Annotated in this window: 9 protein-coding genes and 1 pseudogene; 6 read left to right on the forward strand and 4 right to left on the reverse strand. The window is 65.8% G+C overall.

The window, feature by feature from the left end; genetic code table 11:
• Nucleotides 1–259 precede the first annotated feature (259 nt).
• Both IPG97_08935 and IPG97_08940 read left to right on the forward strand, forming a co-directional pair.
• Nucleotides 260–2062 (forward strand): glycosyltransferase family 39 protein, encoded by a 1803-nt coding sequence (locus tag IPG97_08935; protein MBK6856652.1) that lies wholly within the window; start codon nt 260–262, stop codon nt 2060–2062.
• Complete coding sequence (locus IPG97_08940; protein ID MBK6856653.1) at nt 2055–3323, forward strand: hypothetical protein; 1269 nt, start codon at nt 2055–2057, stop codon at nt 3321–3323. Before IPG97_08935 ends, IPG97_08940 begins: the two co-directional genes overlap by 8 nt.
• A gap of 48 nt (nt 3324–3371) precedes the next feature.
• Here the strand turns inward: IPG97_08940 and IPG97_08945 are convergent, their stop codons facing one another.
• Complete coding sequence (locus tag IPG97_08945; GenBank protein MBK6856654.1) at nt 3372–3980, reverse strand: hypothetical protein; 609 nt, start codon at nt 3978–3980, stop codon at nt 3372–3374.
• Entirely contained in the window at nt 3929–4489 is a 561-nt protein-coding gene (locus IPG97_08950; GenBank protein MBK6856655.1) for a hypothetical protein, read from the reverse strand. The genes IPG97_08945 and IPG97_08950 overlap by 52 nt, the downstream gene beginning before the upstream one ends.
• Before the next feature lie 86 nt (nt 4490–4575).
• Between IPG97_08950 and uvrA the strand changes: the two are divergent.
• Nucleotides 4576–7419 (forward strand): annotated as a pseudogene (gene uvrA, locus IPG97_08955) (excinuclease ABC subunit UvrA).
• A gap of 13 nt (nt 7420–7432) precedes the next feature.
• Here the strand turns inward: uvrA and IPG97_08960 are convergent.
• Entirely contained in the window at nt 7433–8941 is a 1509-nt protein-coding gene (locus IPG97_08960; GenBank protein ID MBK6856656.1) for a hypothetical protein, read from the reverse strand.
• Between the two features lie 188 nt (nt 8942–9129).
• Here IPG97_08960 and IPG97_08965 point away from each other — a divergent pair, with 188 nt between their 5' ends.
• Together IPG97_08965 and IPG97_08970 are read left to right on the forward strand one after the other, a co-directional pair.
• Entirely contained in the window at nt 9130–10377 is a 1248-nt protein-coding gene (locus IPG97_08965; protein ID MBK6856657.1) for a hypothetical protein, read from the forward strand.
• Between the two features lie 9 nt (nt 10378–10386).
• Nucleotides 10387–10740, forward strand: coding sequence for a DUF952 domain-containing protein (locus tag IPG97_08970; GenBank protein MBK6856658.1), 354 nt, complete (start codon nt 10387–10389; stop codon nt 10738–10740).
• Nucleotides 10741–10802: 62 nt separating this feature from the next.
• Here IPG97_08970 and nadA read toward each other — a convergent pair whose 3' ends face one another.
• The gene (gene nadA, locus IPG97_08975) at nt 10803–11936 is read right to left on the reverse strand and encodes a quinolinate synthase NadA (GenBank protein ID MBK6856659.1); all 1134 of its coding nucleotides are present in this window, start codon (nt 11934–11936) and stop codon (nt 10803–10805) included.
• 243 nt (nt 11937–12179) lie between these two features.
• On the opposite strand from nadA, the gene uvrC reads away from it, so the two are divergent.
• A complete protein-coding gene (gene uvrC, locus IPG97_08980; protein MBK6856660.1) occupies nt 12180–14027 on the forward strand; it encodes an excinuclease ABC subunit UvrC in 1848 nt (615 codons plus the stop codon).
• The last annotated feature ends 44 nt before the right edge of the window (nt 14028–14071 follow it).

Genomic DNA, 14071 nt, shown 5'->3' on the forward strand with positions numbered 1-14071 from the left:
CAGCCGAGCACTAACGGTGGCACAGAGAACCCGATTCTCCTGGGTGACCAAGGACAATCGAGCACAACCCAAGCTCGATCGGTGGATCCAGGCTAAGGAGGCGAGCGGTTAGGCGAGCCGACCCATAAGCACGGCATCGTTATGCCGAGGCTCACCTCCTTGGCGGTGGTGGGTCTAGCCGGGCTTGGAGCGCATGGCAGCTGGGCCGGTGTCGTCGGTGTCAATATGTCGCGTGGCTACGACGCCCGGGAGAGCAACAGTGGTCAGATCCGCGGCCTCAGCCGACGGCGAGCTGGCATCAGTTGATGGTGGATCAAGTGTTGCTGGCGGCATCAACCCGTGGATCCCCGCTCAGATCCGCTGGATCGTGCTCGGCGTCCTGACCTTGTTGTTCGTGGGCATCGGCATCCAACAGGCCCGACTGGATGCCCCGGCCGTCGATGAAGGGGTCGACGTCTCGTCGGGGGTGGCCGCGCTGGTCCACCGCGATCTTCGAATGGTTCCAGAACACCCGGCGCTACCCAAAGCCGTGGCCGCATTGCCGGCGTTGCTGGCTGATCCGGTGGTCCCCGAGTCCGAGACCTGGGAGGAAGGGGAGTGGTTCAACTGGTCCGACGACTTCGTGTCCGCCAACGCCCAGGCCGGTCGGCTCGACCCCACGTTCTTTTGGGCACGGATGGTGGTTCTGGCCGAAGGAGTGGCAATTGCCGCTCTGTTGTACGCGCTGACGCGTCGGTTCCACGGACCGGACGGAGGACTGGTGGTAGCAGCCGCGTGGCTGACCACGCCGTTCTTCGTCGGGTTCGGTCACTTTGCGATGCTGGACGTTCCCTTCACCCTGGTCACTTTGGCCATGGCGATGGTCACCCTGCGCTGGTTGGACCATCGAGGTGGCACCCGGACTCTGGCGGTCGGGGTGGTCCTGGGGCTGGCCCTTGCGACCCGGCACACCGCTCTGGTGCTGGCGATGTGGGTGACCGTGGTCATGGTGATCAAGTTGCGGAGACGTCCCTTCGATGCTCTGAAGGAGGTAATGGTCGTGGGGGCGGTGGCGATGTTGTGCTTGTGGGCGGTCTACCGGGGTCTGTCGCCGTCGGGTCCGCCTCCACAGGTTGCAGCGAGGTTCGAGGGACTGATCGCGGCCCAGGCTTCGTCGGTGACGGTCTCCCTTGTGGGGGCGATGCCGCTCCCGTTGGAATGGCAGGCCGGCTTTGCCTACCTGGACCAGGCCGGGATGAACCGTCCGGCCTCGCTCGTGGGTCAGAGCTGGTACGGCGGTAAGTGGTGGTACTTCCCGGTTGCCGCGGCGCTCAAGCTCCCCGTCGGGCTCCTGGTCGCGGTCGTGGTTGGCTGGGTCCTGTCCGTTCGGCATTCACATCGGAAGCGCCTGGTAGCGGTCGTGATCACTCCGGCACTGGCACTATGGCTCCTCGTGGTCATGCAGCCGCTCAACCTGGGTCTACGGGTGGTGCTGCCGTCGATCGCCCTCGGCTTGGTCGGGATCGGTGCCGTGGTGGGTCCGATCAGGTCCATCCTCGAACGACGGGCCCGCGGCGGACTGAACAACGGCCATCAGCTCACCCGCGTGGTGGCGGTGACGGCCGTTCTGGTCGTGGTCGGATCTCAGGCCATGGCCATGGTCGCCGCCCACCCGCATTCCCTGGCTTGGAATCCACCGCCGTTTCGACCCGCCTATCGGTGGGTGAGCGACTCCAACGTCGACGCCGGTCAGGCCCTCTACGAACTGCGACGATGGGCCTCGACTCATGAGGGTGCCTTTGTGGCCTACGGTGCCACGCGGGGACTCGTGGTCGGTGAGCGCACTCGAGAACTGGTGGCAGCGGACCCCGCCGACGTGACCGGATGGGTTGCCGTGGGTGTCACCGCGCTCCGAGACACGTGGAGGGCCGAGCTGAGCTGGCTACGTGCCTACTGCCCAGTTGGGACGTTGGCTGGAGGCAGCGTTCTCGTCTACCGGTTCGGTCTTCCGCCCGACGGCTCGAACGGTCCTGACCGGCCTGCACCGCCATGCTTCGACCGGGAATGGTCCTCTCGTGGCTGACCGGTCTTCGGGGTTGATCGTCGAGGTCTCCGGCGGCGGCCAGCTCGGTCCCGGTGGGCGTCGAGAGCAGGCCGTTCAGATCGTGCTGGTCGCCGTCGTGGCCGCAGTGGTGGCCGGAGCGGTCGTGTTCAGCTGGTTCAACCGTCGTCTGTTGATCCCAGACCCGACGACGTGGGAGGAGGGCCGGCTGGTGACCTCTACCTTCGATCCGCCGACGAACAAGGTCGAGCTGTTCCACAACCAGGGGGATGGGCAGTTCTTCGTCCACATGGCTCAGGACCCCTTCATCCGCCAGCCCGAGCGCATTCAGGGAGGGTCGGCCGAGCAGGCCTATCGGCTCCAGCGTCCTCTGTTCGGCTGGTTGGGATGGGTCTTCACCCTCGGTGACTCGGCCCGCGCCGCAATGGTGATGATCGGGCTCACCGTTGCCTCCGTGGCGCTGCTGGCGGCGGTAATGGCAGCGATGGCCACCCGGTTGGGCCGCAGCCCGATGTGGGGCATCGCGGTCCTCGGGTTTCCCGGGGTCCACGTCGACCTGTTGAGGTGCGGCCCCGAGGCGTTGGGAACGGCGCTGCTCGGCCTGTCTCTGGTGACGTTGGCGCCGGCATGGCGGATCGGTCCGTGGGGCGTCGACCACCGACGGCTGAGCTCGCGTCGACGGATGTTGGCCCTGGGTATGTTCGCGCTGGCGGGCCTGACCCGTGAGTCGTTCCTCGTCGTTCCGTTCGTGCTCGGAGTGGTGTGGTGGTGGCAGGCCCGTTGCGATCGCTCGAACGCGGGGCCAGCCTGGTTCGGGAGGTGGGGATGGCCGTTTGCGAGTGCCGTTCCCTACCTTGTGGTGGGTGCTGGTGCTGAGGATCTGGGTCGGTGCCTGGGCCCAGGGCTCGGGTGGTGGCCAGGAACTGACGGGGGAGCGGATGTCTTCGGTTCCGTTCGGAGGGTTGATCGAAGTCGCCGCGCACTGGCGGATCGGCGAGGTGCTGTCTGCGGTCTTGATACTGCTGCCGGCCACGGTCGGACTGGTCCGCAGTCGAAGCCTGGAGTGGCGTTCGCTGATCGTGGTCCACCTCGGGTTGTCGGCCACCTTCGGAGCTGTCGTCTGGTACACGTGGGTCGGCTATGCCCGCGTGTTGCTTCCGTTATCCCTGGTCGGGCTGCTGGCCTGCCTGGACCGGCCCGTGAGGCCCGAAGCGTTGGGGTCGGGGCGCCCTACTGGCACTCCTGGGTAAGGACCCTCGCTATCCAGACCAACCGACGTTGACCTGATGCCTCTGAATCCGGTTCCCGGAGGACCAGGCCGAGCGGTGGCTCAAGACGCGACGGCGGGCTCGGCCGGTGGTGTCGCCGGGTCGGTCGAGGGCTGGTGATAGCGCTGGGTGGCCCGAGTGACCACGGCAAGCACCAGCACCGGCATGGTCATGCGGGTCCCGTTGGCATCCAGAGCGAGCACGTCGTGGCCCAGAACGGTCAGGAAGGCGACCTGGAGGGCGATGGACGGGGCCAGAGGATGATCGAACCCACTCCGGTAGAGCACCCACAGGGCAAAGGCCAGGGTGCCGATCACGGTGATCATCGCGATCGGGGCCTTCCCCTCCGTCCACGCCCGAGCGGCGCTGGCCAAGCCGCCGAACGGGTAGGTGAACTCGATGACTCCCGCGCTGTGGTCGGTAACCAGGAAGTGGAGCGCGATCCACCAAGCCGTGGCCACCGCCCCGGGTCCGGCAACCAGCCACATCCGGGGTCGATCCCGATAGTGGATGAGCAGTCCGAGCGGCAACAGGATCAGAGACTCCTTGGCCAGAACCGCGACCACCGCGGCCACCACGGCCCACCGGTGACGGCCTCGGACCGAAAGGGCCAGCGCGGTTAGCGCGGCGGCCAGGGCGTAGGAGTCGGCGAGGGTGAAGCGAAGGGCCATCCACGCTCCGGGGGCCAGCACGAAGGCGAGGGCGGGAAGGGGCCCTCCCCCAGGGCCAGGGACAGGTGGCCGGTGGCCATAGCGCCGGCCAGGACCGCCACGACGCCGGTGATGAAGATGGCCAGGACGAGGCCGTCACCACCACCCCCGGGGTGGAGGGCCCAAGCGGTCAGCGGGAAGGCCATCCGCTGGAGCCGATAGCGAGGGCGGTCCAGGTGCTCGGCCACCCGATCGAGATGGAACGGGTCTCGAGCCACGGCGTAGTACTGCTGGCCGTCGTGACCGAGACCCGGAGGTAGCGGATCGTCGGGAAAGTCGTGAAGGATGGCGCGCGCCGACGGCCCTTGAGCGCCGGGGTTCACCACGTTGGCGGGGTGGACTCCAGGTATGAAGGCGTTGCGGTAGGCGCCGTAGCCCAATAAGAGCGCTCCGAGAACGGCCAGCAACACGACGGCGTGACCGTCTTGTGTGGAACGCTGCCGCGGGGGCGCGGAGCCGGTGGCGGGCATCTCGTGCCTGTCGGCAGAGTCCGGCCCCTCGTTGATGGAACGTGTGTTCGGTTCACCTGGTCGTCGGGCCGATAGGCTCTGACGCCGTGTCCGACTCATTGGTGATCCGTGGTGCCCGAGAGCACAACCTGCGCAACGTCGACTTGGACCTGCCACGAGACAAGCTCATCGTGTTCACCGGGTTATCGGGCTCGGGCAAGTCATCCCTGGCCTTCGACACGATTTACGCCGAAGGCCAACGTCGCTATGTGGAGTCGTTGTCGTCATATGCCCGCCAGTTCCTAGGCCAGATGGACAAGCCCGATGTCGATTTCATCGAGGGTCTGTCGCCGGCGATCTCGATCGACCAGAAGTCGGCCAGCCGGAACCCTCGCTCCACCGTGGGCACGGTCACCGAGATCTACGACTACCTGCGGCTCCTATTCGCCCGGATCGGCGTTCCCCACTGCCCAGAGCACGGGGTGGTCATCTCCCGCCAGACGCCCCAGCAGATCGTCGACCGCGTGCTGGACCTTCCCGAGGGCACCCGATTTCAGGTCCTGGCTCCGGTGGTTCGCGGCCGCAAGGGCAACTACGAGACCCTCCTCGCCGACCTGGCAGCTCAGGGCTATGCCCGGGTGCGGATCGACGGCGAGGTCCACGAGCTACCCGCCGAGGTCGAGTTGGCCCGCTACGAGGTCCACCACATCGAGGTGGTCATTGACCGATTGGTTCGGCGCGACGGCATGGAACGTCGCCTCACCGACTCGTTGGAGGCTGCACTGGCGCTGGCCGATGGTGTGGCCGAGGTGGAACTGGTACCTCGGGACGGAGACGGACCTGGCGAACGTCTCACCTTTTCCCAACACCTGGCCTGCCCGGTCGATGGCGTCAGCTACGACGAGTTGGCACCCCGCAACTTCTCGTTCAACTCGCCATATGGAGCCTGTCCTCGCTGTGACGGCCTCGGCACCCAGTTCGAGGTAGATGTCGACCTGGTCGTCCCCGACCCAGACCAGACCCTGGCCGATGGGGCGATCGCCCCGTGGGCTGGTGGTCACCTCCAGTACCACCAACGGTTGTTGGAGTCGTTGTGTGCAGAACGAGACATCCCCATGGACGTCTCGTGGTCATCGCTGACCGCCAAGCAGCAGAAGTTGCTCATGTTCGGTACCGGCGGGAGCAAGGTCGAGGTTCGGTACAAGAACCGATTCGGCCGGGCCCGCTCCTACAACGCCACCTTCGAGGGTGCGGTCACATGGATCTAGCGCCGCCATGCAGACACCGAGAGCGAGAGTCAGCGTGAGCAGTTCGAGGGCTACATGCGGGAGGTTCCGTGCCCTGCCTGCGATGGGGCCAGGCTCAAGCCCTTCACGCTGGCGGTCACCGTCGACGGCCACAACATCAACCAGCTCTCCTCCATGTCCATTCGTGAGGTTGCCGCCGCCTTCTCGGCGATGACGATCTCGGATCGGGATCGGATAGTCGCTGATCCGATCCTCAAGGAGGTAAACGCCCGGCTCGGGTTCCTGCTCGACGTCGGGCTCGACTACCTGTCTCTCCATCGTTCGTCGGCCACGCTGGCTGGTGGCGAGGCCCAACGGATCAGGTTGGCCAGCCAGATCGGCTCGGGACTCGTCGGTGTGCTGTACGTGCTCGACGAGCCCTCGATCGGCCTTCACCAACGGGATAACCGCCGGCTCATCGACACCCTTCAGAGGCTCCGAGATCTCGGCAACACCGTGTTGGTGGTGGAGCACGACGAGGACACCATCGCCGTCGCTGATTACGTGGTCGACATCGGCCCCGGCGCCGGAGAGCACGGCGGTGCCATCGTGCACGCCGGCACGTTCAAGCAACTCCTCAAGAACAAGGAGTCGGTTACCGGTCAGTACCTGGCCGGCAAACGGTCGATCCCGGTCCCATCCAGCCGTCGACCGACCACCGGTACCGAGTTGCGGGTGGTCGGAGCCCGCGAGCACAACTTGAACAGCATCGACGTCTCGTTTCCGCTCGGTCAGTTCGTGGCCGTCACCGGCGTTTCCGGGTCGGGTAAGAGCACCCTGGTCAACGACATCCTCTTGCGGGCATTGATGCAGAAGATCTACCGATCCAAGACGCCGCCGGGCCTGCACAAGAAGGTCACCGGGATCGAACACCTCGACAAGGTGATCGACATCGACCAGTCACCGATCGGCCGCACGCCCAGGTCCAACCCCGCCACCTATACCGGGGTGTTCGATCACATCCGCAAGCTGTTCGCCCAGACCACCGAAGCCAAGGTCCGGGGCTACATGCCGGGCCGGTTCAGCTTCAACGTGAAGGGTGGGCGGTGCGAGAACTGCGCTGGCGACGGCACCATCAAGATCGAGATGCACTTCCTTCCCGACGTGTACGTGCCTTGTGAGGTGTGCAAGGGCGCCCGGTACAACCGAGACACGCTCGACATCGAGTTCAAGGGTCGGTCCATCGCCGAGGTGCTCGACATGCCGTGTGAGGAGGCGCTGGAGTTCTTCGCCAACCAGCCGGTGATCGCCCGCCACATGCAGACCCTGGTCGACGTCGGGCTTGGGTACGTGCGCCTGGGTCAACCCGCGCCCACCCTGTCGGGTGGAGAGGCTCAGAGGATCAAGCTGGCGTCGGAGCTGTGCAAGCGATCCACCGGTCACACCATCTATTTGCTCGACGAGCCCACCACCGGCCTCCACTTCGAAGACATCCGCAAGCTGCTCACCGTCCTTGGACGCCTCGTCGACCAGGGCAACACGGTGCTGGTGATCGAACACAACCTGGACGTGATCAAGACCGCCGACTGGCTGATCGACCTCGGTCCCGAAGGCGGATCCGGCGGAGGCACGGTGGTGGCCGAGGGCACCCCAGAGCAGGTGGCCGAGAACCCCGAGTCTCACACCGGCCGGTTCCTGAGACCGTTGTTGGGGCTCGACTCTTGAAGCGTGTTCCCGGTCAGGAGCGATGTGTCCCGAGATCGGACCGTTGAAGCAGGGTGATGGACACACCGCGACCGAAGCTCTCATCGGTGACGGCCTCGAACTCCGGAGCCATGGCGGCCAGGAACGCGGGGGTCTGGTCCGGTACGTGGGCGTAGCCCTGGTTGACCACCCAGATGCGGTCGGCGTCAGCGGTAGCGGCAACCAGGTCATCGATGGTCCGCGGCGGTCCGTAGCGCCTCAGGGTGCCAAGTTGTTCACCGGTGCCGAGCAACTCCAACTCCGTCGCTCGGTCGTCGCGGTTCCAGTTGGCCTCGAACGGGAGGCGGACGTCATCGGTGGGGAAGATGATCGCGTCTCCCGGAGCGGACTCCGCTTCCAGATAGGTGATGGCGTTGGTCCAGGCCCTGGGTTCTCGCTCAGCGAGGATCGCAATGCCGATCAGCGACGTGATGAGGAGTGCGATCGTCGCGAGGGGGATGCGAGGCATCGGACGGTCAAGCCGCTCGGCGCCGATGGCCAGCAGTAGGGAGAAGCCGAATGCACTTGCGGTGGTGTAGCGAGGGATCAGGTGGTTGTGAACGAGGCTGAAGGCGAGCAGGGCCGAGAACGACACAACCCCCCACGCCAAGGGCTGGAGGTGACGGAAACGCTCCAAGGGAGTGGAGGCGGCACTCGCTGAGCGGGTAGCGATTACGGCCCCGATGATCATCATGGTGGCCATGATCAGGGCCAGTATTGGAACTGGGCTTGAGTACTCAGACAGTACGGCGGGCAGATCACTCCACTTGGGAGGCGGATCCCAGTTGGCAGGGCCTTCCTTCCCGAGGCCGTTGGCAACGAGAGCGAGCAGTACAGCACCTCCCGCCCCATAGCCGGCAAGCGCGCGCTGGATGCAGGGTCTGCCGGGCCGAGATGCCAGCAGCGCCAGTGCTTGGGCGCCGAGTTGCATCATGGCCAGGCCGTGAGTGAAGGGCAGGAGGACACAGCAGCCGGTGTGCAGGACCCACCAGCGGCGCTGGGTCGGACGGTCGATTCCATGATCGAGAGCAGCCCACGACGTCACCACGATCAGGCAGACCAAGGCATAGCTGCGAATCTCGTTCCCTAGGTCGACGACTATGTACGCGCTAGCGGCAAGGATCCCGGCGCGGGCCCCAACGGCACGCCCGAACTGGCGAACGGTGAGAAGGGTGAAGGTGATCAGGGCGGTGGCCATGGTCACGATGGGGAGTGCCCTGATCCACCACGGGCTGGTGGAGACGCGAGTCCATCCCGCGATCATCACGTAAAAGGCACTCATCGTGCCGTGCTCGCCTCTGATCGAGGTCCAGGGTCGAGGGGCAGCGGCCAGGCTGTAGGCCTCGTCGAGCCAGTACTCGTGCGGACGAGACCACACAGCCAGTAATGCGGAGACAGCCGTGGCCGCCACGATGTATCCGATGGTCCTTCGATCACGCCATGGCGCAACGGCGTCTAAACGACGGGTGTTCGGACTGCTGGTGGTGACGACCTCGGAGGTCATTCGTGGGGTTCCCTCGGTGGAGGCGACGCAAGGCTGTTCACCTGATCGGCATGTAACGGATCATTTGATCGGCATAATCGGTCCCTGATTGACGGGATTGGGTGGAATCGGCCCGGCATCTGCCGCCGGCGGCGATTGTCCTCACGGCATTTCGGTGTGGCGTACGTTTGACCCGCCATCATTGGTGCGTGACCACACCCGCCAAGCCGCTGCCCGAGCCCCGATCCCGGTATTGGAGACCGGCTGGGCTGGTCCTGGTGACTGGGGGATTGCTGGTGACGGTGATCACCGGATCTCCCCAGTGGCTCGTGCTGGCGGGCTTCAGCACTGCCGGAGCGTTCGGAATACCCATGGTGCTGGCGGACTCTCCGGGCCTGGCTCGGCGACTTCTGCCCGTAGCTCTCGTCTTGGTGGCGGTCTTGGCGGCCATGGCGGCTGTCGCTCGCGCCACCAGTGATATGCCCCAGCGCGACCGTGAACACGACGGGGGAGTGATCGTCACCCGGGCGGCCGCTGTTGAGTTGTTGCACGGACGTAACCCCTACACCGCTGACTTCGCGCCGGTGTTGCCGGCATCGTGGCGAAAGGTGCAGGGAGCCGATGGCGAGTTGGTCGACAACCCTGTCGGGAGCCACTTCCCCTACCTTCCGGCGGCGGCACTGGTGAACGTTCCGTTCGTGGCCGTGGCCGAGGTGTTCGAGCGGGCCTGGGATCCTCGGGTTCTCGGTTGGGTCTCAGTGGTTGGAGCGAGCGTCGCCCTGGCCCGCAGGCCCGAGCCAGCGTGGGCACGACTCGGAGCGGTTCTAGGGGTCGGATCGGCGTTCGCCGTCATCTACCTGTCGTGGGGGACCAACGACGCCTTCGCTGTAGCGCTGGCCGTGACCGCGTTGGCCGTGGCTGACCGGAGCCCGGGGTGGGCGGGAGTGGCCCTGGCCGTTGCGGTGTCGGCCAAGCTGCTGTTGGCGGTGCTGCTGCCCCCTCTGGCACTGGTGGCTTGGATGTCCGGAGGCTGGGCAGCCTTGCGGCGTTGGTGGACCTTTCCGGCGGTGATGACGGCGACCATCCTTCCAGCGCTGGTTGTGGACCATCGGAGCTTCCTCGACGACGCGGTGTGGTTCAACCTGGGCCGCGTCGAGCCCCGCATGCCCACCTCTGGGCTCGGCCTTCCCGCGGTAGCACCCGGGTTGGACGGGCCGGCCCTGGCGTTGATCACCGCGTTGGGGTTGGTTGTGGCCCTGGTGGTGCCGCTGATGGCGGTTCGACGGTGGCCTTCGGTGTGGACGGCGGGTGCCTCGGCGGGTCTGGCGTTGCTGGCGGTCTTGATCCCGGCCAGGACGTTCCAGGTCAACTACCTGGTTCTGGTGTCGGCGCTGTTGCCGCTCGTGCTGTTGGAGGTTGGGAGGCGGACCGACGGGGAGATGTCGGCGCACCACTAGTTTCCGGCCATGACCACGAACGATCTTGCCCCTGTGGCGGACGGCCCACCCCTCCGGCCGGACGGCTTGTACCACCTGATCAGCGGGGCCGACTGGGTGGTTGCGCAGCGATCTGGTCTGGTGGCGCCCCCGTCGCTCGAGGTCGAGGGGTTCGTGCACTGCTCGTGGGGTTATCAGGTGGCAGGAACGGTGGCCCGCCACTTCGGTAACGGTTCCGGACTGACGGTGCTCGAGGTCGATCCGGCCGGACTGGGGAAGGTCGCTCTGGTCGAGGAGGACACCGCCGCTGTGGGTCAGCCGTTCCCCCACATCTACGGGGCCATCCCGGTGGAAGCGGTGGTGTCGGTGTCCTCGCTGGCCTGACTCCTGATTCCTGGCTCCTGACTCCTGGCTCCTGACTCCTGGCTCCTGGCAGCGGAGCAGGATCAGGCCGGAACGGGCCGGGCGCCCGACACCGGGTTGCCCTGGGTGATGTCGAGCATCCGCTGGAGTGACACCTTGGCCCACTCGGTGGTGACAGCGTCGACCTCGATCTGGTTGAGCACCCGGCCCTCGACGAGGTTCTCCAAGACCCATGCCAGGTGGGGTGCGTCGATGCGAAACATGGTCGAGCACGGGCACACCAGCGGGTCTAGCGAGACCACCTTCTTGTCTGGGGTCTCCTGTGCCAGACGGTTGACGAGGTGGATCTCGGTGCCGATGGCGATGGTGGCTCCAGCGGGCGCGGCGGCGACGGCCTTGATGATGAAGTCGGTGGATCCCACCTGATCGGCGATGCTGCACACCTCGTGGGCGCATTCGGGGTGAGCGATCACGATGCCGTCGGGGTTCTCGGCGCGGAACGCGGCGACGTGGGTCGGGCTGAAGCGTTGGTGTACCGAGCAGTGCCCCTTCCACAACAAGAAGGTGGCCGCTTGGATGTCTTGCTCGGCGAGCCCACCGAGCTCTTGGCGGGGGTTCCACACCACCATGTCGTCGTGGGTGTACCCCATAGCGATGCCGGTGTTGCGACCCAGGTGCTGGTCGGGGAAGAACAGCACCTTGCGCCCTTGGGTGAAGGCCCACTCCAGCACTGCTCTGGCGTTGGTGGAGGTGCACACCGCTCCGCCGTGTTCACCGACGAAGGCCTTGAGCGCGGCTGACGAGTTCATGTAGGTGATCGGGATCAGCTCGGACACGTCGATGATCTCTGCCAGCGCGTCCCATGCTTCGGTGACCTCGTCGAGGTCGGCCATGTCAGCCATGGAACAGCCGGCGTTGAGGTCGGGGAGTATCACCGACTGGTGGTCGGCGGTGAGGATGTCGGCGGACTCGGCCATGAAGTGCACCCCGCAGAACACGATGTATTCGGCATCGGGGCGTTCCTGGGCCAGGACCGACAGGCGGTACGAGTCACCTCGGGCGTCGGCCCATTTCATGATCTCGTCTCGCTGGTAGTGGTGACCGAGGATGAACAGCCGGTCGCCGAGGGTGGCCTTGGCGGTGCTGATCATGGATTCCAGCTCGTCTGGGCTGGCGTCTCGGTACCGCTCGGGGAGTGGGGTCTGGAGCCTGAGCATTGGGTGGTTGAACCTCCGTGGGAGATCCTGCTCGGTGGCCGGTGGGGACAGCCTGGTCGCCTCGCCCACGGGGATGTCGGCCACAGGATCGGATATGGCGCCGGATACCAGGCCGGCACTGCGGACTCTATCGGTCGGGAGCCGCCGACCGGGCCAATGAACCTTCGCCTGTACTGGACCAGGAGAGGGCGACCGGTCCGCGGGGTGGGAGGTGGCCTCGTCATCCGGCAACCTGTGGGGGTGGTGCAACGTCCCCCGGCCGGTTCGATCCCGGACTCTCCCGGTTCCTACCAGTTCAAAGACGGTGAGGGGCGAGTCATCTACGTGGGTAAGGCGAAGTCGCTGCGATCTCGCCTTTCCAACTACTTCCAGGCCAACCTTCCGCCTCGCACCGCCCAGATGGTGGCCACAGCCGAGACGGTGGAGTGGATCCAGGTCCGCAACGACGTCGAGGCCCTGCTCCTCGAGTACAGCCTCATCAAGGCCCACCGTCCTCGGTTCAACATCCGCCTGATCGACGACAAGAGCTACCCGTATCTGGCCGTCACCGTCGGAGACGAGTGGCCCAGGCCCATGGTCATGAGGGGTGCTCGTCGCAAGGGAGTGCGGTACTTCGGCCCCTACGGTCATGCCTACGCCATACGCGAGACCTTGGATCTGCTGTTGCGGACCTTCCCGGTGCGAACCTGTTCGGACAACAAGTTCGCTCACCATGAGCGGCTCGGCCGGCCGTGCCTCTTGTTCCACATCGAGAAGTGCTCGGGCCCCTGCGTCGGTGAGGTCGACGCGGCCACCTACCAGCGTCATGTGGAGGAGCTCCTGCGATTCCTGGAGGGTGACACCGACGAGGTCGTGGCCCGACTGGAAGACGAGATGCATGCTGCCGCCACGGATCTGGAGTTCGAGAGGGCAGCCCGGTTGCGGGACCGCCTGAGTGCGGTGTCCAAGGCCATCGAACGTCAACAGATGGTCGCCGACCGCAACGAGGACCTCGACGTGTTCGGGGTGGCCGAGGACGATCTGGAGGCTGCCGTCCAGGTGTTCCACGTGCGTCGGGGCCGGGTCGTGGGACGCAAGGGCTTCGTGATCGACAAGGTCGAAGATCTCAGCCCCGCCGAGCTCGGTGCTCGCATCTTGGAGGCGTTCTACGACGAACCTCCTCCCATCGGGATGCCCAGACAGATCCTGGTTCAGCGTGCTCCCGACGACGTCGACGTGTACGAGCGCTGGCTGAGCGGGCTGAGGGGTTCCGCGGTCACGATCCGGGTTCCCCAACGAGGAGACAAGCGGACCCTGCAAGAGACGGTGGCCCACAACGCCCGCGAGGAGCTGGTCCGCCACCGCCTGAAGCGGGCCACCGACCACAACAGCCGAGCCCGAGCGTTGAACGAGCTTCAGGAGATGCTCGACCTACCCGAGTCACCGTTGCGCATCGAGTGCTTCGACATGAGCCACCTTCAAGGGACCGACTACGTGGGTTCGATGGTGGTGGTGGAAGACGGCCTACCTCGCAAGTCCGAATACCGGCGCTTCAAGATCCGTAGCGGTCAAGGTAATGACGACTTCCGGGCCATGGAGGAGGTACTAACTCGACGGTTCACCGCCTACCTGGCCGATCGGGACAAGCCGGCATCGGAGCGAGGGCGCTTCTCCTATCCGCCCCAGCTCCTGGTGGTCGACGGGGGCAAGGGACAGCTGGGGGTGGCCGTGCGGGTCCTCGAGGAGCTGGGGCTGGACGAGGAGATCCCGGTGGCGTCGCTGGCCAAGCGGTTCGAGGAGGTGTACCTGCCTGGTTCCCCGGATCCGGTGCGGATCCCCCGCCAGTCAGAAGCCCTGTACCTGCTCCAACGTCTGAGAGACGAGTCCCACCGGTTCGCCATCACGTTCCACCGTGAACTGCGCGGCAAGAGGATGACCTCGTCGGCGTTGGACGGCATTCCCGGTCTGGGCCAGGCCCGGCGGACCCGTCTCACCAAGGAGCTGGGCGGGGTGAAGGCGGTCAAGACGGCGTCGCTGGAACAGCTCAAAGCGTTGACTTGGCTGCCTGACGCCGTTGGGGAGGCGGTTCACGCTCGTTTCCACGGCGGGTGATCGCCAGCCATGTCGCACTGACTGGTCGAGTCCCGATCCGCTCG

The organism is Microthrixaceae bacterium (assembly GCA_016702505.1).
Taxonomy (GTDB): domain Bacteria; phylum Actinomycetota; class Acidimicrobiia; order Acidimicrobiales; family Iamiaceae; genus Aquihabitans.

Bases quoted from the DNA above. Each gene is read 5' to 3' on its own strand.
- nadA (MBK6856659.1), bottom strand. From the start codon at position 11,936: ATGCTCAGGCTCCAGACCCCACTCCCCGAGCGGTACCGAGACGCCAGC.
- IPG97_08960 (MBK6856656.1), bottom strand. From the start codon at position 8,941: ATGACCTCCGAGGTCGTCACCACCAGCAGTCCGAACACCCGTCGTTTA.
- IPG97_08945 (MBK6856654.1), bottom strand. From the start codon at position 3,980: ATGGCCCTTCGCTTCACCCTCGCCGACTCCTACGCCCTGGCCGCCGCG.
- IPG97_08970 (MBK6856658.1), top strand. From the start codon at position 10,387: ATGACCACGAACGATCTTGCCCCTGTGGCGGACGGCCCACCCCTCCGG.
- IPG97_08950 (MBK6856655.1), bottom strand. From the start codon at position 4,489: ATGCCCGCCACCGGCTCCGCGCCCCCGCGGCAGCGTTCCACACAAGAC.